Below are 19,819 nucleotides of genomic sequence, written 5' to 3' on the forward strand. Positions count from 1 at the left end.
GAGGCACAGTGTCCCAGCAGGACTGGCTGAGCAAGGACTTCTACAAGGTCCTCGGTGTGTCGCAGGACGCCAGTGCGTCCGACATCAAGAAGGCCTACCGCAAGCTCGCCAAGAAGTACCACCCGGACCGCAACCCGGGCGACAAGCAGACCGAGGCGAAGTTCAAGGAGATCGGCGAGGCCTATTCGATCCTCAACGATCCTGAACAGCGCAAGCAGTACGACGCCATCCGCGCCATGGGAGCCGGCGGAGCCCGCTTCGCATCCGGGCCCGGCGGCGCCGGCGGAGCGGGCGGCTTCGAAGACATCTTCTCCGCCTTCGCCGGCGGCGGCCGACCCGGCGGTGGGCAGGCCGGCGGCATCAACATCGAGGACATCCTCGGTGCGTTCGGTGGCGCCCAGGCCGGCGGGCAGGGAGGCTTCAGCCCCTTCGGCGGCGGAGGCTTCAGCGGCGGATTCGGTGGAGGCCACGGTCAGCAGGCGCCGAAGGGCGAGGACCAGCAGGCGCGGGCGCGCCTGTCGTTCCGCGATGCCGCGCTCGGCACGCAGATCTCGATCCCCGTCGGCGGCCGCACCGTGAAGACCCGCATCCCCGCGGGGGTGCGGGACGGCCAGAAGATCCGCCTGCGCGGCAAGGGCCACCCCAGCCCCTACGGCGGTGAGAGCGGTGACCTCATCATCATCGCGGACGTCGCCGCCCATCCTCTGTTCACGATGGACGGCTCGAACCTGCGCGTCACCGTGCCGGTGACGCTGCCGGAGGCGGTGTTCGGCACCACCATCGAGGTGCCGCTGCTCGAGGGCGGCTCGGTGAAGCTGCGCGTCCCGCAGAACACCCCGAGCGGACGCGTGCTGCGCGCCAAGGGCAAGGGCATCACCACGAAGTCCGGCACCGGCGACCTGCTCGTCACCCTCAGCATCGCCGTGCCCACCGAGCTCAGCGACGACGCCGAGAAGGCGCTGCGTCTGTTCGGGAAGGCGACGGAGGAGCAGAACCCCCGCGCCGGCCTGTTCGACGCCGCCGCGGAATGAGGTGACGGACCATGCCGCAGGGACTGGATCAGCACAAGGGAGTGTTCGTCATCTCCGTGGCCGCTGAACTGTCCGGCATGCACCCGCAGACGCTGCGGACCTACGATCGCCTCGGCATCGTGTCCCCGCAGCGGACGCGGGGCCGGGGCCGCCGCTACTCCGCCTGGAACATCGCCCAGCTGCGCGAAGTGCAGCGGCTCAGCCAGGAGGAGGGCATCAACCTCGCCGGCATCAAGCGGATCATGGAGCTGGAGAGCCAGGTGGAGGAGCTGCAGGGCCAGTTGGAGCGCGCCGCGGAGGCGATCATGCGCCTGCAGGGGCAGAAGTCGCGCGTGTTCACCGGCTCCGCCGACGGTGAGGTGACGCCGATCCGCCGTGGTGAGCGTCCGCCGGAGCGTCGACGCGGGGGAGCGCTCGTGCTCTACCGCGGCCAGCGCGGCCCGCGGGTATGACACCGGGGCCGACGGGGACCGCGCCTCAGGCGGGCAGCAGCGCCGTGTAGAAGTCCCGCCACTGGCGGGCCACGGAGTCGCGGTTGTAGAACTCGGCGCCGCGGCGCGCATCCGCCACGGCGGCATCGCGAACCGCGCCTGGTTCGAGGATGCGCTGCAGCTGCTGAACGAACCGGTCGATCTCACCGGGCGCGGCGTCGATCCGCGCCGCATAGTCGTGCAGGACGCCGTCGTAGTAGACGAGGTCGCGCACCACCACGGGCGTGTGCGCCGCCATCGCCTCCAGGATCGTCATCGGGAACAGTTCCTCGAAGGACGGCAGGAAGAAGGCGTCGGCCAGGTTGAACAGGACGTTCATCTCGCCCCGCGGCACCAGCCCCACCAGGTTCACGTTCGCTGGCAGCTCGCGCATCGCCCGGGTGATCTCCGAGTGCCCGGCGGTGATGCGGCCGAAGGAGAAATCACCGGCCCACAGGAACTGCACGTGCGGCAGGGCGCGCGCCACGGCGAGGAAGTCGAAGAAGCCCTTGCGGACCTGCAGCTGGCCCGCGCACAGCACCACGGGCCGGCCCGTCGGCACCCCGAAGCGCGTGCGCATCGCGGCAATGCGGGGATCGTCCGCCGCGAGGGGGTGGAAGTCATCCGCGGAGACGAAGTTCGGGATGAACGTGATCCGCTGCGGGTCCATGCCGTAGTCGTCGGCGAGCTTCGTGATGAACCAGGGGTTCACGGTCACCAGGTGCTGGGCGCGCCGGTAGAACGCGAGCATGTACCGGTCGAACACGGCGCGGGCAGGCCGCGGCATCCGGATCGAATCGTTCACGGTCTCCGGGATGAAGTGGACGTGCGCGACCGTTGCGCCGCGCCGCGCCGCCGGGATCATCGCCGCGAAGTACTCCGGGTTGATGGAGTGGAAGTGGTTGATGTCGCCGAAGCCGCCGCGCAGCCGGGCCCGGCCGAGGATGTCGAACTGGTCGGACAGCTCCCGCTCGATCAGCTGCACCTGCTCCAGGTAGGCGGAGCCCACTCCCTGGCCGGCAACGGAATCGGCTTTGGAGAAGGCGTGGATTGTGGGCTTCACTGAGGGTCCTTCGGTCAGGGGCGGGTCACCAGGGGACGACCGTGGCGAGCAGCGCGCTGATGCCGAGGCCGTAGGCGAGCAGGGTGGGGATCTTGCCCAACAGGATGATGATCGCGTACGCGGAGAACCGCATCTTCGTGGTGCCGGCGAGATAGCACAGCAGGTCGTCGGGGGCGACGGGGAGCACGATGGCGATCGCGAAGGCCCGAGCGAAGTTCCGGTGCCGGGTCCACCCGAGGTACTTCTCCACCAGCTTCTCGCTGAACAGCGTCTCGATCAGGGCCAGGCCGATGTGACGGGCGATGATGAAGTTCAGCAGCGACCCGGCGCACACCGCGACCCAGTTGATGATGGTGCCCGTGACCGGCCCGAACAGCACGGGGGCTGCGAGCACGAGGAGGCCGCCGGGCACGATGGGGAACACCACGGAGGCGAAGGACGCGAAGCCGAACACCAGCGGGCCCCAGAATCCGAGGGAGTCGATGAAGGCGCGCAGGTCGTCCTGCGAGGACAGCACCCCGCTCTTCAGCCCGGCGATGACGAAGCCGGCGCAGACCGCCAGGCCGATGAGCGGAAGGATGCGCGAGGCCCACCGGATCGCAGCGGAGTGCTCCTTCACGCTCTGCTGAGCGCGCGTCAGTTCAGCGGGACCACCGGCTGCGGTCTCGGCTGCGTGCGACACGTCAGGCGGGCTGCAGCTCGAGCTCGCGCCCGGTCATGAGATCGGTGAGAAGCATCTCCTCGGCGATCTGCTCCACCGACGGCAGGCCCAGCACCCGGCGGTACACGCCGAGCACGGCGAGGCCGAACGCCCGGGCACTGAACACGGCAGCCGCATGGGACGCGCCCTCATCACCCATCGCCCGCATGACGGCGGAGCTGGAGGTGATGGCATCGAGCCCGCGGCGGAACCCGTCGGCCGAGGTGAACGTCCACCCTGTCCGGCCGGGGACGACGACCTGCTCCAGGGATGGATCCTCGCGGCACAGCAGCGGCAGCCCGCACGCCTGCGCCTCGATGTAGGTGAGCCCCTGCGTCTCACTGAGGGAGGCGGAGACGAAGACGTCCGCCATCCGGTAGTACTCGGGGACGGCCGACGGGGCCACGAAGCCGGCGAATCGCACCGACTCCTGCACATCCAGGCGCTCCACAAGGCGTTCGAGCTCCGGCCGGTACGGGCCATCGCCCACGAGCACGAGAGTGGTGTTCTCTGCACCGGACGCGGCGAAGGACGCGATGACCTCGTCCACGTTCTTCTCCTTCGCCAGGCGGCACACGGAGATGAGGACGCGGTGGTGGGCGGGGATGCCGAGCTCAGCGCGCAGGCGCACGCTCTGCTCCCGCTCCGCAATCGTGGCGGCGGGACGGAAGTGCGTGAGGTCCAGGCCCGTGGGGATCACGGAGATCGGGGTGGTGATGCCGTAGCCCTGCAGCAGATCGGCGACCTTGCCGGTCGGGACGATGACGGCGTCCATCGCCGTGCACACCTTGCGGCTGAAGGAGGACACCATCTTCTTGCCCATGGTGCGCGAGGGCGAATAGTAGTGCGTGTAGTCCTCGTAGATCGTGTGGTAGGTGTGCACCACGGGGATGCGGAGGCTCTTCGCCAGGCGCTTCGCCCACAGGTGCGTGGAGAACTCGCACTGGGAATGGATGACATCGGGACGCCACTGCTCGAGCTCGCGGCGAATCCTGCGGTTCGAGCGGACCGCCAGGCGTGCATGGTCGTAGAACAGGGACGCGGACACGGACCCGAGACGGTACACCCCGTTCTCGATGGTGGAGCGGACGGACCCGGACAGCGTGAGGACGCGGACATCGCAGCCCAGCAGCTCCAGCTGCTTCTTCAGGGTGAGCACACTGGCCACCACTCCGTTCACCACGGGCTCGTACCAGTCGGTGGTGATCAGCACCTTCAGCGGTCGTTCCATCCTCATGCCCCCATCGTCACTGATCCGCGCGGCCGCGACCATCGTCGGAAAGTCGCGAGCTGATCCGACTTGAGGACGGCGGCAGCACGGCTCGGTTCCATCCCTGCCAGGCTACGGGCAGCAGTCGGCGGCGCGCCGGTGCGACGCCCCGGAGATTCCCCGGAGTGGCCCGGACGGGGTCAGAAGCCGTCGGCCGACGGCGACCGGTAGTGCTGGGCGAACTTCTTCACCTGGTTCGCCATCGCCGCCGCGACGTAGGCGCGGCGCTTCAGGCCCTCGGGACGGTACAGCAGCGGGTGGACCGTGGCACGCTTCGCGATCGCCTTCGCGCGTGACCGCAGAGACGGGTCCGTGACGTAGCGCCACAGCAGGGTTCTCGGGATGATCGAGTAGAGGATCTCCCGGGTGGGGCGGATCTGCTCGATGCTGCGCTGCTGCAGATGGTCCGCCACAGCCGGCAGCGCAATATTGGCGCCCGCCGCCGTCATGTAGACGTTGTTGCGGCCCACCCGCGGGTTCACCTCGAAGAACTTCGGCTGCCCATCGCGCGGATCCACCTTCACATCGAAGTTCGCGTACCCGCGGTAGCCCACATGCGTCAGGAACCGCTCCGCCTGAGCGAACAGCTCGGGCATGTCCTGCGTGATCATCGCCGCCGGATTCCCCAGGGCGCCCGGCGTGTGCTCCTCCAGCAGCACATGCGCTCCGCCCATCAGCGTGACCGCCCCGCGCTGATCCACATACGCCGTCACCGACCGCATCGCCGTGTCATCGCCCGGGATCATCTCCTGCAGCACGAAGCGGTCCCGGAACCCCGCCTCATGCAGGCGACGGACCAGATCCTCCAGCTGCGCGCGGGCAGCGATCTCGAACACCTTCCGCTTCCCGGGGAACTTCACATGCGCGTACGCCGAGGAGCGGGACGGCTTGGCCACCAGCGGCCAGCCCAGATGCTCCACTTCCGGCACCGCCGGCAGGGCACCGTCGGTGAAGTCCACGATCACCGTAGTCGGAGTGGTCATCTCCACCTCGGCGCACAGCCTCGCGAACTCAGCCTTGTCCGCCACCTGCTCCAGCAGGTCCTCCGGCAGCACCGGCAGCAGATAGTGCTCACTCAGCGCTTCCCGGTTGCGGACGATCAGCGCAATCAGCCAGTCCGCGTTCGCCAGCAGGAACGGCTTCGGACCTCCCGTCCGCGCCCGCTGCGCGGTGGCCAGGCGCCCGGTCTCCAGAGCGGCTTCGAGCAGCTCCGCCTCTCCGGCCTCGGCACCCAGACCGCGGGCCTGCAGGATCGAGGAGTCCGCGACCGGTCCCGCCACGCTGCGTGTGATCACCGTGGCGTGAGTGCCGAAGGCTTCGTGGAACGCGCGCGCGATCGCGTAGACGCCGATGTCACCGCCCAGCAGCACCAGCTGCACATGCTCGGTGTCGGAGTGGTCAGCCGGCGAAGGCGAAGCCGGAAGGGCGTAGGAACGGGTCATGGCAGACGAAGCTTTCGATCGGAGAGAAGAAGCGTGGCACAGGGCGGCGCGGGATCAGAAACCGGAATCCGTCGGCCGCGGATACACGCGCAGGTACTTGCGCACGAAGTTCGCCCCGGACACCACTGAGTACGCCTTGATCCACAGACGCTCCGGGCCGTAGCGGAACGGGTTGCGCAGAGCGCGCCGCGCAATGCGGTCGAAGCGGCGCCGCAGGTGGCGGTCACGGATGTAGCGCCGCACCCACAGGCGCGGCACGATCGAGTAGAGCACCTCGCGGTCAACGACGACCTGATCGAGGTCGACCCCGTCGATGCGGTCCGCCACGATGTGGCGCGACACCGGCTCGCCCGCGCCCGTCACGTAGTAGTTGTTGCGGCCGATGCGCGGGTTGATCTCCAGGAAGTACGCCTCGCCGGTGCGCGGATCCACCTTCAGATCGAAGTTCGCGAACCCGACGTAGTCCACATGGTCCAGGAACCGCTCCGCCTGCGCCGTCAGCTCCGGGAACGACCCGGTGATCATCGCCGCGGGACGGCCCAGCGCCTCCGGTGTGTGCTCTCCCAGCAGCACCTGCGCCGCGCACAGCAGCGTGACGCGGCCGCGTGTGGACCGGTAGGCCGTGATCGACCGCAGCGTCGTGTCGTCGCCCTCGATCAGCTCCTGGAACAGGAACCGGCCGCGGAATCCGGCGTTCGTCAGCGACTCCACGAGATCGCGGCGCTCCTGCTCGGACTCCAGCATGAACACCTTGCGCTTCCCGGGGAAGTCGACGTGGGCGTAGTCGCTGGTGCGGGCGGGCTTCGCCACCACGGGGAACTGCCACGGCAGCTCCTCGTGCCCGTTCCACCCCTCCTGACCGGCGCGGGAGAAGTCCACGGTCACAGTCGGCGGGGTGGGGATGTCCAGCCCCGCGCAGATCTCCGCGAACTCCGCCTTGTCCGCCAGCTGATCGAGCAGGCTCCGCGGGATCTGCGTGAGCAGGTAGTGCGGCTCCAGCTGGTCCCGGAAACGGTCGATGAACGCGATCAGCGTGTCATCGTTGGTCAGCAGCAGGGCCGGCCGGCCCGCAGGACGCCTGCGGGCCAGCTCGACGAGCGCCTCAGCGAACTCCTCATCCGATGTCCCCAACGGCAGCGCCACCGCATCCGCTGTGACCGTCTTCTCGTTCATCGCCACCGAGGAGCGCATCACGAAGGTGGAGCGCATCCCGTACTGGGCGTGGAAGGCGATCGCAAGGTTCAGGGAGTTCAGGCCCGCGCCGAGGATGACCACATCGAAGTCATCACGCGGCTCCGCCGGTGTGTGAGAGCGCATGAACGGGAGACTACCAACAGCCGCTCAACGCAGCCACACGGTGCTGTTGGCCGCCAGCCGGGTCTGCGCATCCGGGTGGGAGGCCAGCAGTACCTCAGCACCCTCCGGCAGGTCATGGTCCTGATCCGTGGTGTTCACCAGCACCGTGACACCAGCGTTGGTGAGCGACAGCACGCCCTCATGCGGGCTCTCGTTCATCACCAGGTCACCGGTCGCCAGGCCCAGGGCGCGGCGCTGCGCGATCGCAGTGCGGTAGAACTCCAGTGTGGAGCCCTCCACCCCGTCCTGCTGGTCCGCGGCGCGCTCACCGTAGACGTCCGGCTGCGGCAGCCACGCCTTCCCCGTCGAGGAGAAGCCGTAGGCGGGGGAGTCCTTCTCCCACGCCAGCGGCACACGGCAGCCGTCGCGGCCCGGCACACCGGCCCGCTTGTGCGCTGGGTCCTCGCGCAGCTCGTCGGGGATCTCCGCGACCTCCGGCAGCCCCATCTCCTCGCCCTGGTACAGGTAGGCGGAGCCGGGCAGAGCCAGCATGAGGGCGGTGGCGCCGCGGGCGCGACGCAGACCCAGCTCCAGGTCCGGCTTCTCCTCGCGGGACAGACCCTCACCGAAGCGGTAGCCGTGCTCGAAGCCGTAGCGGGTCGCGTGACGGATCACGTCATGGTTGGACAGCACCCAGGTGCTGGGGGAGCCGACCTCCTTCGCGAAGGTCAGCGGCGTCATGATGGCCTCGGTGATGGTGTCCACGCTCCAGCCAGCGCCGAGGAAGCCGAAGTTGAAGATCTGGTGCATCTCGTCGGGCCGGATGTACAGGTGCTGACGGTTCTTCGGCACCCATGCCTCCGCCACCATCATGCGGTCGCCCTCGTACTCGTCGAGCACACGGCGCCACTCGCGGTAGATCTCGTGGACCCCGTCCTGGTCGAAGTAGACGGGGACCACGTCGGGGTCGCCGGCCATGAGCTGACGGTGCTCCTCGGACTCGTCCGGCAGGCCGTCCGGCTTGATCATGCCGTGGGCGACGTCCACGCGGAAGCCGTCGACGCCCCGGTCGAGCCAGAACCGCAGAACGCCTTCGAACATGTCGCGCACGGCGCGGTTGGTCCAGTTGAAGTCCGGCTGGGAGGTGTCGAACAGGTGCAGGTACCACTGGCCGTGCTTCTCCTCGCGGGTCCAGGCGCTGCCGTGGAAGATCGACTGCCAGTTGTTCGGCGGCTCCTCGCCATGCTCGCCCCTGCCGTCGCGGAAGATGTACATCTCGCGCTCCGGGGAGCCGGGCTCCGCGTCCAGCGCGGCCCTGAACAGGGGGTGCTCGGAGGACGAGTGGTTGGGGACGATGTCCACGATCACCCGGATGCCGAGCTCATGGGCCCGGGCGATCAGGGCATCGGCGTCCTCGAGGGTACCGAAGCGGGGGTCGACGTCGGTGAAGTCCGCGACGTCATAGCCGGCGTCGTGCTGCGGCGAGGTGTAGAACGGGGACAGCCAGATCGCGTCCGCGCCCAGGTCCCGGATGTGCTCCAGACGCGCGGTGATGCCGGGCAGGTCGCCCATGCCGTCGCCGTTGCCGTCGGCGAACGACCGCGGGTACACCTGGTACACCACGGCGCTGCGCCACCATTCGTTCGACATTGCAGTCCTCCTTCTCTGGGGGGGGTGGATGGTCGTCGGTTCAGGTCAGGTCGGTGAGGGGGAGCGCGCTCAGCCCGGGCCCCTCGGCGCTCAGGCGGAGGACACCGGCCCCGTCGGCACAGGCGGCTCCGCCCACGTGCAGGAGGGCGGCCGACGGATTCTGGGCGCGCACCGTCCCCAGCAGCAGATCGGTGGGGACCTCGATCGCGTCATGGGCGGTGCGGGCCGCATGGATCAGCACGCTGCCCTCCGGGTGAGTGCGGATGAACACGAGCGCGTCGGCGGTGGCCGCGATCCAGCGGATGCCGCCGCGGCGCAGGGCGGGCGAGGCGGCGCGGGCCGCAAAGGAGCGCTGGACGGTGGTGAGGGCGTCGTGGTCGATCGCGGTGACGGCGCTCGCGGGCCCGGAGCCGTCGATCAGGTCCCACGGCATCGGAGTGCGGGAGTGCTCGCCGTTCAGCCCGTGCAGGCCCAGCTCGTCGCCGGCGAACAGGGTGGGGACGCCGGGCAGGCAGGCGAGCAGTCCGAGCGCCACCCGGGTGCGGCCGGCGTCACCGGTGACCGTGCGGATGCGGGGCGTGTCGTGGCTGGACAGCAGGTTCTGCGAATGCAGCCGTGACGGATACGGCATCTGGGCGTTCACACCGCGCAGCGTGCGGGTGGCTGCGCCGCCTGGCAGGCGGGGGATGCTCATCGGCAGACCGAGCCAGTTGAGGTCCGAGTCGGGGTCGGCGAGCCACGCCCAGAGGGGGCGGGTGAAGCCGGCGTAGTTCATGGTTCCGTGCCAGCCGTCGCCGTCGAGGTCGCGCGTGGCGTCGTGGCCGTGCTCGGCGATCAGCCAGTGCTGCCGGCCGAGGGTGCGGCGCATGGTGCGGGCCACCTCGTGCGCGAGGTCCTGGGCGCCGTGGCGGCCGGTCATGTTCGCCACGTCGATGCGCCACCCGTCGGCGCTGAACGGCTCGGCGAGCCAGTGCGCGGTGACGGAGTCGGCGCCCTCATAGAGTGCGCGGCGCATCGCGGGTGCGCGGTGGTCGAGCTTCGGCAGGCTGGGGACGCCGAGCCAGCCGACGTAGTCGTCGCCGTCGCCGGAGAACAGATAGAAGTCCCGCTCCGGGGCGGTGGGGTCGGCGAGCGCCGCCTGGAACCAGGCGTGCCGATCGCCCGTGTGGTTCGTGGTGAGGTCGAGGATGAGGCGCATGCCGCGCTCGTGCAGGGCGGCGCTGAGCCGTGCGAGGGCGTCGTCGCCGCCGAGCAGCGGGTCGACGCGCTCGAACGCGGAGGCGTCGTAGCGGTGCACGGAGCCGGCGGGGAAGATCGGCGTCAGGTAGACCGTGTCCGCGCCGAGGCCCTGGATGTGGTCGAGGTGCTCGATGATGCCGTCGAGGTCACCGCCGAACAGCTGGACGCCGTTGCGGTGGCCGTCCTCCGAGGCGGGATCGGACCAGCGCATCGGCTCCGCCCAATCGGGCAGGTCGAGATCGGGGAGGCCGTCGGCTGTGGTGGGGGAGTGGGCGGCGCGGGCGAAGCGGTCCGGGAAGATCTGGTAGACGATCGCGTCCCCCACCCAGTCGGGAGCGGGGGTGTGGGCGATGAGGGTGAAGTCGTCGGCGTCGGTGACGTCGTGGTCGCGGATCCCGGCGGCGGTCACCCACGCGTACGGCAGCGGGGAGGGGGCCGACGGGTCCTGGGAGCCGACCACGCAGAACCGGTAGCGGGTGACCGGGTTGTGGACGAGCACCTCGCCGGTGAACCAGTGCCCGGCGCCGTCAGCGGGGCCCTGCTCGAGCGCGGTGGCGACGGGTTCGCCGTCGCGGACCTGCCGCAGGGCGACCGCGCTCGCATGCCACAGGTCCGGCACCCACAGACGAACCTCGACGGTGTCGCCGAGCGCCGGGGCGGACGCGGAGGTGCACAGCGGACCGGAGTCGTGGAACGGCTCAGCGGCGAACAGGTCGAGGCCGGGCGCCGTGGGGGTGAACGGTGCGGTCAATGCGTGCTCAGCCCTTGACGGCGCCGGAGGTGGAGCCGCCCACGATGTACTTCTGCAGGAACTGGTAGAGGACGATCACCGGGATCATCGTCAGCACCGCGCCGGCGGCGAACACGCCCAGGTTGTTGGAGCGGTCACCGGCGAGCATGCCGTAGAGGCCCACGGCGAGGGTCTTGTTCTCGTCACTGGTGAGGAAGATCGACCCGAGGAGGAAGTCGCTCATCACACCGACCAGGGACAGCAGGAACGTGGTCGCCAGGATCGGGGTCAGCGTGGGCAGCAGGATGCGGGTGAAGGTCTGCCAATGGGTGGCGCCGTCGATGATCGCCGCCTCATCCAGTTCCCGGGGAATGGTGTCGAAGAAGCCCTTGATCAGCCACACCTGCCCGAGGGAGCCGCCCAGCAGCACCACGATGTAGCCGGGCAGGGAGTCCAGGCTGAGGAACGGGATCGCCTCGCCGAGGTCGGAGATCATCGTGTAGATCGCGATCATCGACAGGATCGCCGGGAACATCATGATCAGCAGCAGCGCCAGCATGCCGCCGCGCCGGCCCGCGAAGCGCAGGCGGGAGAAGGCATAGCTCGCCAGCACCGACAGGCTCACCTGGGTGAGGGCCACCACGCCGCACACGATTGCGGTGTTGAGGTACCAGCGCAGGAACGGGCCGCGGGAACCGGACAGCAGCTCGCGGAAGTGGTCGAGGCTGAACGCCCGCGGAATCAGGTTCGTGGAGGACACGGTGCCCAGCGGATTCAGGGATGCGGAGATGACGTACAGGATCGGGATCGCTGCGAAGACCAGGGCGGCGATGCCGACCAGGTGGCGCCAGCCGATCTCGCGGAACCAGCGGCCCGCGCTCATGCGGTTGCGCGGAGCCGGTTCGGCGGTGGAGGTGGTGATGGAGGTGCTCATCGGTGTCAGTCCTTCTGCTGCGGCCGGTCAGTTGACGTCTTCGAGGAACTTCGTGAACCGGAACTGGAACGCCGCCAGCAGACCGGTGATCGCGAAGAGGACCACGGACACGGCGGAGGCGAAGCCGAAGTCCGCTCCGGAACCGCCGAAGGCGATGCGGTACACCATGGAGATCAGGATGTCGGTGCCGCCTCGAGTGAACTCGTTGTCGGGGAACGGGCCGCCGCCGGTGAGCAGCTCAATGGCGTTGAAGTTGTTGAAGTTGAAGGCGAACGAGGCCACCAGCAGCGGCGCGATCGACACCAGCAGCAGCGGGGTGATCACCTTGACGGTGGTCTGCAGCGAGGAGGCGCCGTCAATGCGGGCGGCCTCCTTCACGTCCGACGGGATCGACTGCAGCGCGCCGGTGCAGACGATGAACATGTACGGGAAGCCCATCCACAGGTTGGTCAGCAGGATCGCGACCTTCGCCCAGGTGGGGTCGCCCAGCCAGTTGATGTGCAGGCCGGTGAGCTGGTTGATCAGCCCGTAGTCCTGGTTGTAGAAGTTCGACCAGATCAGCAGAGCGATGAAGCCGGGCACCGCGTACGGCAGCAGCAGGAACGACCGGTACAGGCGGCGACCCCGGATCCGTTCGTCGTTGAGGGCGAGTGCGAGGGCCAGGCCGAGCGCGAACGTGGTGATGACCGAGCCGGCGGCGAACACGAGGGTCCATGCGAACGCCTTGAGGAACTGGGCGCCCACGCTGCCGTTGGTGAACAGGCGGGTGTAGTTGTCGAACCCGACGCCCTGCAGCCAGGACTGGGAGAAGGCGCGCTTGCCGTCGGCATCCACGAACACCTGCTCGCCGCCCACCTCCCCGACGGTGAAGACCTCACCGGTGGCGGTGTTGACGATCTGGTCCTTCGCTTCGTCGTACTGGAGCACCTTCGTGCCCTGGAACGCAGTGCCGGCGTCGAGGATGCGCACCGCGGTGGTGTCGTCAACGGTGACGGCGACCTCACTGATCTCGCGGAAGTGGTCGTTGACCTCGCGCGGCTTCAGCAGGGTGAAGCCGTCGGCCTCCGTGACCCTGCCGGAGCTGACGGTGACGGCGCCGTCCGTGACCGGCTCCAGCGGCTGCTCGGCGCTGCCGGTGAAGGCCTCACCGGTGCTCTGGTCCACGAGGAAGAACGTGTACGGCCCCTCCGCGGCGCCCTTCGTGCCGACGGTGAGGGTGTAGCGGGATGCGCCGTCGACCTGCTGCACGGAGTTGCCGGTGATCGAGTTGATGGCCTCCTGCTTGGTGCCGCGGGACCCGTCGCCGTAGTTCGTGAACGAGTAGCCGACCGTCAGGATGATCGGCGTGATGAGGAAGACCACCAGGAAGAAGGTGCCGGGGAAGATGTACTTGCCGGGGATGAAGCGCTTGGTGGTGTAGAGCGCGAAGATCGCCGCCACCGTCAGCACGGTGAAGGTCAGCCACAGCCAGGCCTTCAGACCGATCAGCAGGGGGATCAGCCACACGGCAGCGGCGGCGACGGAGCCCAGGAACAGGATCTTCACCACCAGGGCGGCGGTGGAGGTGGTGCGCTGCCGGTGGGCGGGGGCGGAGGTGTCGGTCATCTCGCGGATCTTCCTTGATGCTTCGGACGACGGATGGCGGTCGGACGGCTGATGGTCCCGCGCGCGGATGCGGACGGGACCATCAGCCGCCGGTCAGGGATCAGCCCTTGATCGAATCGGTGATGGCCTTGCCGGCGCCCTCCATGGAGGACTTCGGGTCGGCGCCGCCGATGATGTTGGCCTCAGCGATGCCGAGCGGCTTCCACACGGCCGCCATCTGCGGGATCGACGGCATCGGCTCAGCCTTCTCGGAGAACTGCGCGAACTTCACGACCTCCGGGTGCTTCTCGGCGAGCTTCTTCTGCAGCTCCAGGTTCACCGGCGGCAGCTCGTTCTTCGCGAACATCTGCTCCACCAGGTCCGGGGAGGCGGCGACGGCGTTGACGAACTGGCTGGCGAACGCGGCGTTCTTGCCCTTGGATGCGACGTAGAACGCGTTCACACCGGCGAACGGACGCGCGTCCTCCATGCCCTCGAAGCCGGGGATGGGGGAGAGCTCGAAGTCGATCTTCGCCTTCTTGATGTCCGCAAGCGCCCACGGGCCGGAGATCAGGTAGGCGGCCTTGCCGTCGGTGAACAGGGAGATGGCGTTGTCGTTGGTGATGGAGGTCTTCAGCACGCCCTCCTTGCCGAGCTGCTGCATCTTCTCACCGGCGGAGACGGACCCGTCTTTGCCGACCCCGACGTCCTCGGGGTTGAGGCCGCCATCGGACTTCTCGCCGAACAGGTAGCCGCCCGCGGAGGTGTACAGCGGGTGCATGGCGTAGGGGTCGCCCTCTTCGCCGACGGGCAGGGAGAGCGGGGTCTCGGCGCCACCGGCCTTGCCGGCCTCGACGAGCTCCTCGATCGTGGCCGGGGCCGGCTTGTCGGTGAGCTTCTTGTTCGCGAACAGCGCGATGCACTCCACGGCGTACGGCATGCCGTAGGTCTGGCCGTCGTAGGTGACGGCCTCGAGGCCGACGGGTGCCAGGGCCTTCTTGGCGTCGGCCGGCAGCTGGACGGGGGAGACAGCGCCGTTCTGCACGAGGTTGCCGATCCAGTCGTGGGCGCCGAGCAGGATGTCCGGGCCGTTGCCCGCCTGGTTGGCGGTGATGAACGAGCTCTGCAGCTCGTCGGCGACGGTCTGCACGGCGACCTTCAGGCCCTGAGACTCGCCCCAGGCCTTCGCGGGCTCCTGCAGAGAGGCGGCCTTCTTCTCATCGGCCCAGATGACGAGGTCGGCGTCCTTGGGGACGGCCGGGGCTGCGCCCTCGGCACCGCCGGCATCGGACGCGCCGGAGTCGGCGCCCTTCTTCTCGGTGGAGCCAGAGCCGCAGGCGGCGAGGGTGGCGGCGCCGAGGGTGGCGGCGCCCATGGCCAGGAATGTATGACGACGGATCAGCACCGTGTTCTCCTTCGAATGGTGGCTGCTCGCTGTGCGGTCCGATGGGGAACCGTGGTGGCGGGCATCGGTCGCGGGGTGGCGGGGGCCCTCCCGTTGCTTCACGGTAGGCCGACGGACTCCAAGTGTGCAAGAATGGGACTGCAAGATGCAAGAAAGTTGCATTGCGTGCGGACTCGCCGACTCGCGAACAGGGACGTTCGTCCACCCCTCTGGGTCGTTATCCGCACCCGCCCCTCCGCGGCGGAACCGCCTGCGGATGCCGAAGAAAGCAGCAGCAATGAAAGCGCGACTGATCGACATCGCAGCGCAAGCGCACGTCAGCGAAGCAACCGTGTCCCGAGTTCTTGCAGGCAAGCCCGGGGTCAATCAAACCACGCGCGACAAGGTGCTGCAGATCGCCCGCGAGCTCGGCCGCTACAGCGACCCGGCCCTGCAGGACTCCCGCCCGCTGATCGGTGTGGTGCTGCCGGTGCTGGACAATCCGATCTTCCCGATGTTCGCCGATGCGGTCGAACAGGAGGCCGTCCGCGCCGATGCCGACGTCCTCATCGGTGCCGGCGCTCGCAGCCCCGAGGATGAGCAGCGGATCTTCGAGCGGTTGGTGCGCGCCGGTTCCCGCGGCATCATCGTGGTCTCGGGTCTGCATGCCGACTCGGCGCAGAGCCACGACCACTACCGCGCAGCGATGGAGCGCGGGGTCGTCTTCAGCCTCGTCAACGGCGAGCTGCCGGATCTGCGAGCCGCCTTCATCACCGCGGATGACGAATTCGCGATCAGCCTCGCGCTCACCCACCTGCGCGAGCTCGGGCATCAGCGAATCGGACTCGCCGTGGGCGATGAGCACACCTGGCCGGTGCGGCGCAAGACCGCCGCCTTCAGTGCCCTCACGAAGGACGGGCCCGACCGCTGCCCCATCTCCTACACCGACTTCTCCTACGCCGGCGGGTATCAGTCCGCCAGTGAACTGCTCGAACAGGACTGCACCGCCATCATCTGCGGATCGGACGTCATGGCGGTCGGCGCCATCGCTGCCGCCGTCGACCGCGGGCTCAGCGTTCCACGGGACCTGTCCGTGGTCGGCTACGACGACATCCCCACCGCCCGCACCCACTCGCCGGCGATCACGACGATCCGCCAGCCGGTCGCGCTGATGGCCCGCACTGCGCTGCGGCACGTGCTCACCCATGACGGGCGCACCCGTCGGGCCCGCAGCTCCGCCTTCGCGGCCCGCCCCGAACTCGTGGTCCGCTCCTCCACGGCCGCACCCCGCTGAGACCCGCGCCGCCAGGTGCGGCGCCAGCAGGGTCGAGGCATGTGCCGAGGGGCGGGCCGGGCCGCGGATTCGGTACGGTAGAGGAGTGAACACCAACCCCGCTTCCGCGTCCCCGACCATCGCCGATATCCCCACCGGCACCTACGCCGCCGCGCTGCGCCGCAATGAGCAGATCGAGCAGCAGCTGGAGAAGGATCCGTCAGTCTTCCGCATGCTGACCGGTGACCGCCCCACCGGTGCTCTGCACATCGGGCACTACTTCGGCACGCTGCGCAACCGCGTCCGGCTCCAGAACGCCGGTGTGGAGTCCTGGATCCTGGTGGCGGACCTGCAGGTCATCACCGATCGCGACCTCGTCGGCGACATCCGCGGCAGCGTCACCCAGCTGCTGACCGACTACCTCGCAGCCGGCATCGACCCCGAGAAGTCCACGATCTTCGCCCACTCCGCGATCCCCGAGCTCAACCAGCTCGTGCTGCCGTTCCTCGCCCTGGTCACCCAGCCGGAGCTCGAGCGCAACCCCACCGTGAAGTCCGAGCTCGCCGCTGCCGGCAAGAGCCATATGGGCGGACTGCTGCTCACCTATCCGGTCCATCAGGCCGCCGACATCCTCTTCTGCCACGGCAACCTCGTGCCCGTGGGCAAGGATCAGCTGCCCCACATCGAACAGACCCGGGTCATCGCCCGTCGCTTCAACGAGCGCTTCGCCGGCGGCGAGAAGTTCTTCACCGAACCGGACGCGCTGCTCTCCAAGGCGCCGATCATCCTCGGCCTCGACGGCGACAAGATGTCGAAGTCCCGCGGCAACACCGTCATGCTCTCGATGACCGCCAAGGAGACCGAGAAGCAGATCAAGCGCGCCAAGACCGATTCGGACCGCACCATCACCTACGACCCCGACGCCCGCCCCGAGGTGGCGAACCTGCTGACCATCACCAGCGAGTGCACCGGGCGCAGTCCCCAGGAGATCGCTGACGAGATCGGCGACAAGGGCGCGGGCACTCTGAAGGTCATGTGTGCCGAAGCTCTCAACGAGCATCTGGCGCCGCTGCGGGCACGCCGCGCAGAGCTCGAGCGGAGCCCCGACTACCTCCTCGAGGTGCTGCGCGCCGGTAATGAAAAGGCGCGTGAGCAGGCGGTTCGCACGCTGGATCGGGTGCGGGACTTCATGGGCATGGCCTACTGACCGAGCCAGGACGAACTCCGTGGTGGGGCGCTGCAGCATCGACGCTGCGGCGCCCCGCCGTCGTTTCCGAGGGTGCAGCGCTGGTCGCTCAGGGACGGCGGCATAGGATGGAGCCATAAGAGCAACTTAGGGTGACCAAAAGTGAAGGCGGTGCATCCGTCGGCACTCATCCACCCACCCGCCCAGAACAGGAGCTGATCCGCGTGCGCATCCATTCCAGCGTCTCCGATCTCGTCGGCAACACCCCGCTCGTCCGCCTCAACCACCTGCCCGATGCCGTCCGGGCCACCGTGGTCGCCAAGATCGAGTTCTCCAACCCCGGCGCATCCGTCAAGGACCGCATCGGCGCGGCGATGATCAACGCTGCGGAGGAGTCCGGGCAGCTCACGCCCGGCGGCACCATCATCGAAGCCACCTCCGGCAACACCGGCATCGCCCTGGCCATGATCGGCTCCTCCCGCGGCTACCGCGTCATCCTCACCATGCCCGCCTCGATGTCCAAGGAGCGCCGGGCGCTGCTGCGCGCCTTCGGCGCCCAGATCGAACTCACCGAGCCCGCCGGCGGCATGAAGGGCGCCGTTCAGAGGGCCGAAGAGCTCGCCGAGGAGACCGGCGGCGTCCTCGTGCGCCAGTTCGCCAACCAGGCCAACCGCGAGATCCATCGCGCCACGACGGCGGAGGAGATCTGGCGCGACACTGACGGAACCGTGGACGCCGTCGTCGCCGGCGTCGGCACCGGCGGCACCATCACCGGCGTCGGCCAGGTGCTCAAGGAGCGCAAGCCGGACGTCCGCATCGTCGCTGTGGAGCCCGCCGAGTCGCCGCTGCTGTCCGGCGGCAGCGCCGGCCCCCACAAGATCCAGGGTCTCGGCGCGAACTTCGTGCCCGAGGTGCTCGACACCGAGGTGTACGACGAGGTCATCGCCGTCGAAGGCGAGAAGGCCATGGAGCGCGCCCGCAGCGTCGCCCGCTCCGAAGGCCTGCTCGTCGGCATCTCCTCCGGCGCCGCCGTTGAAGCGGCCATCGAGCTCGGCTCCCGCGATGACATGGCCGGCAAGCTCATCGTCGTGATGATCCCCAGCTTCGGCGAGCGGTACCTGTCCACCCCGCTGTTCTCGGAGTACCTCGACTGATGATCCGCCGCGCCGCCCGCTCCCTGACCGCCGTGCGCGAGCAGCTCCGCGAGGACCTGCAGGGCGCGCGCGAGCGCGACCCCGCCGCACGCAGCGACCTCGAGATCGCCCTGCTGTACCCCGGGCTGCACGCGGTCTGGACCCACCGCATCTCCCACCGGCTCTGGCAGCGGCCCCGCCTGCGCTTCGCCGCCCGCGCCCTGTCGCAGGTGAGCCGCGCCGCCACCGGTGTGGAGATCCACCCGGGTGCGCGGATCGGGCGGCGCTTCTTCATCGACCACGGCATGGGGGTCGTCATCGGCGAGACCGCCGAGGTCGGCGACGACGTCATGCTCTACCACCAGGTCACGCTCGGCGGGCGCTCCCTCGAGCAGACCAAGCGCCACCCCACCGTGGGGGACGGCGTGATCGTCGGCGCCGGTGCGCGCATCCTCGGTCCCGTTGAGATCGGCGCGCGGTCACGGATCGGCGCGAACGCCGTGGTGGTCAGCGACGTGCCGACGGAGTCCTCCGCTGTCGGAATCCCAGCCCGCTCACGACCGCTGGATCCGACCGTTCACCGCGAGGAGTCCGCCGGAACCGATCCCGCGATCCTCATCTGAGCGGGCGCTAGCATGGGAGGCGTGCAGACGCGTGCCTTCGAACTCCGCCCCCATCACCGCCGCGTGGTCGCCCTCACCGGGGCGGGCCTCAGCGCGGCGGCCGGCCTGCGCACATTCCGCGGCCCGGGCGGCCTCTGGGAGGAGGACCCGCTGCTGGAGGCGTCCATGGACGTCGCCGCCCTGCCGGACAGCCTCGATCATCTGTGGCAAGTGTGGGGCGGCGTGTTCGAGACCGCCGCGGTCATCGGCCCCACGCCCGGCCACCGGGCGCTCGCCCGGATCGGCGCGCAGGTCCTCACCCAGAACGTGGACGGCCTCCATCAGGTCGCCGGCAGCCGCGATGTCGCCGAACTCCACGGCAGCGCCGCCCATGCCCGCTGCCTGAACGACGACTGCCCGTGGCGCGCCGACCTCGTCGCCGGGCAAGCGGGCGCCGTCCCGCGGGATCTGCCCGAGCGGTACGGGGCCCCGTCGGCCTGCCCCCTGTGCGGTGCGCGCACCCGGCCGGACGTGGTGCTGTTCGGCGAAATGCTGGACGTCGCCGTCATCGAGGCGGCCGAGCGCGCCGCCCGCAGCTGCGATGTGTTCCTCGCCGTCGGCACCTCCAACACGGTCGCGCCGGCCGCGCTGCTGGCTCCGCTGGCCCGCTCCTGCGGCGCCGTCACCGTGTGCATCGACCCGCACGCCACGACCTCCAGCGTCAGCGCCGTGTTCGATCACGTCATCGCCGAGGACGCCCACACGGTGCTGCCGCGCTGGGCGCAGCTGCGCGACAAGGAGCGGCGCAACCCCTTCCTCGAGCCGTTCTGAT

At 69.2% G+C, this 19,819-nt stretch carries 17 protein-coding genes; 7 read left to right on the forward strand and 10 right to left on the reverse strand.

Features of this window, described 5'->3' with window-relative positions:
* Window positions 1-8: 8 nt before the first annotated feature.
* Both MHY20_RS01735 and MHY20_RS01740 read left to right on the forward strand, forming a co-directional pair.
* Entirely contained in the window at window positions 9-1,031 is a 1,023-nt protein-coding gene (locus tag MHY20_RS01735; protein WP_183374981.1) for a DnaJ C-terminal domain-containing protein, read from the forward strand.
* Between the two features lie 11 nt (window positions 1,032-1,042).
* Entirely contained in the window at window positions 1,043-1,483 is a 441-nt protein-coding gene (locus tag MHY20_RS01740) for a helix-turn-helix transcriptional regulator (protein ID WP_183374979.1), read from the forward strand.
* A 25-nt stretch (window positions 1,484-1,508) separates the two neighbouring features.
* Here MHY20_RS01740 and MHY20_RS01745 read toward each other — a convergent pair whose 3' ends face one another.
* From MHY20_RS01745 to MHY20_RS01790, 10 genes are all read right to left on the reverse strand, one after another.
* Complete coding sequence (locus MHY20_RS01745; protein WP_183374977.1) at window positions 1,509-2,564, reverse strand: glycosyltransferase family 4 protein; 1,056 nt, start codon at window positions 2,562-2,564, stop codon at window positions 1,509-1,511.
* A gap of 25 nt (window positions 2,565-2,589) precedes the next feature.
* Window positions 2,590-3,246: a TVP38/TMEM64 family protein gene (locus MHY20_RS01750; RefSeq protein WP_183374975.1), complete on the reverse strand. Its 657-nt coding sequence runs from the start codon at window positions 3,244-3,246 to the stop codon at window positions 2,590-2,592.
* A 1-nt stretch (window position 3,247) separates the two neighbouring features.
* On the reverse strand, window positions 3,248-4,501 hold the full coding sequence (locus MHY20_RS01755) for a glycosyltransferase family 4 protein (protein ID WP_239374151.1): 1,254 nt from the start codon (window positions 4,499-4,501) through the stop codon (window positions 3,248-3,250).
* A gap of 173 nt (window positions 4,502-4,674) precedes the next feature.
* A complete protein-coding gene (locus MHY20_RS01760) occupies window positions 4,675-5,976 on the reverse strand; it encodes a carboxylate--amine ligase (protein ID WP_239374153.1) in 1,302 nt (433 codons plus the stop codon).
* Between the two features lie 54 nt (window positions 5,977-6,030).
* The gene (locus tag MHY20_RS01765; RefSeq protein WP_239374155.1) at window positions 6,031-7,293 is read right to left on the reverse strand and encodes a carboxylate--amine ligase; all 1,263 of its coding nucleotides are present in this window, start codon (window positions 7,291-7,293) and stop codon (window positions 6,031-6,033) included.
* A 24-nt stretch (window positions 7,294-7,317) separates the two neighbouring features.
* Entirely contained in the window at window positions 7,318-8,922 is a 1,605-nt protein-coding gene (locus MHY20_RS01770; RefSeq protein WP_239374157.1) for a glycoside hydrolase family 13 protein, read from the reverse strand.
* A gap of 40 nt (window positions 8,923-8,962) precedes the next feature.
* Window positions 8,963-10,912 (reverse strand): glycoside hydrolase family 13 protein, encoded by a 1,950-nt coding sequence (locus MHY20_RS01775; protein WP_239374159.1) that lies wholly within the window; start codon window positions 10,910-10,912, stop codon window positions 8,963-8,965.
* 7 nt (window positions 10,913-10,919) lie between these two features.
* Complete coding sequence (locus MHY20_RS01780) at window positions 10,920-11,825, reverse strand: sugar ABC transporter permease (protein ID WP_239374161.1); 906 nt, start codon at window positions 11,823-11,825, stop codon at window positions 10,920-10,922.
* A 27-nt stretch (window positions 11,826-11,852) separates the two neighbouring features.
* Complete coding sequence (locus MHY20_RS01785) at window positions 11,853-13,430, reverse strand: ABC transporter permease subunit (RefSeq protein ID WP_239374164.1); 1,578 nt, start codon at window positions 13,428-13,430, stop codon at window positions 11,853-11,855.
* A gap of 100 nt (window positions 13,431-13,530) precedes the next feature.
* A complete protein-coding gene (locus MHY20_RS01790) occupies window positions 13,531-14,916 on the reverse strand; it encodes a maltose ABC transporter substrate-binding protein (RefSeq protein ID WP_239374167.1) in 1,386 nt (461 codons plus the stop codon).
* 175 nt (window positions 14,917-15,091) lie between these two features.
* Between MHY20_RS01790 and MHY20_RS01795 the strand changes: the two genes are divergently transcribed.
* The 5 genes from MHY20_RS01795 to MHY20_RS01815 all read left to right on the forward strand — a co-directional run bounded on the left by MHY20_RS01795 (window position 15,092) and on the right by MHY20_RS01815 (window position 19,818).
* Window positions 15,092-16,087, forward strand: coding sequence for a LacI family DNA-binding transcriptional regulator (locus MHY20_RS01795; protein ID WP_239374171.1), 996 nt, complete (start codon window positions 15,092-15,094; stop codon window positions 16,085-16,087).
* A gap of 118 nt (window positions 16,088-16,205) precedes the next feature.
* Window positions 16,206-17,273: a tryptophan--tRNA ligase gene (trpS, locus tag MHY20_RS01800; protein ID WP_239374283.1), complete on the forward strand. Its 1,068-nt coding sequence runs from the start codon at window positions 16,206-16,208 to the stop codon at window positions 17,271-17,273.
* A 203-nt stretch (window positions 17,274-17,476) separates the two neighbouring features.
* The gene (cysK, locus tag MHY20_RS01805; protein ID WP_239374174.1) at window positions 17,477-18,406 is read left to right on the forward strand and encodes a cysteine synthase A; all 930 of its coding nucleotides are present in this window, start codon (window positions 17,477-17,479) and stop codon (window positions 18,404-18,406) included.
* Entirely contained in the window at window positions 18,406-19,008 is a 603-nt protein-coding gene (gene epsC, locus MHY20_RS01810) for a serine O-acetyltransferase EpsC (RefSeq protein ID WP_183374954.1), read from the forward strand. Before cysK ends, epsC begins: the two co-directional genes overlap by 1 nt.
* Window positions 19,009-19,020: 12 nt before the next feature.
* On the forward strand, window positions 19,021-19,818 hold the full coding sequence (locus tag MHY20_RS01815; RefSeq protein WP_239374177.1) for a Sir2 family NAD-dependent protein deacetylase: 798 nt from the start codon (window positions 19,021-19,023) through the stop codon (window positions 19,816-19,818).
* Window position 19,819 lies beyond the last annotated feature (1 nt).

Origin of the sequence: Helcobacillus sp. ACRRO, from assembly GCF_022347125.1 — a bacterium.
GTDB classification, from domain to species: Bacteria; Actinomycetota; Actinomycetes; order Actinomycetales; family Dermabacteraceae; genus Helcobacillus; species Helcobacillus massiliensis.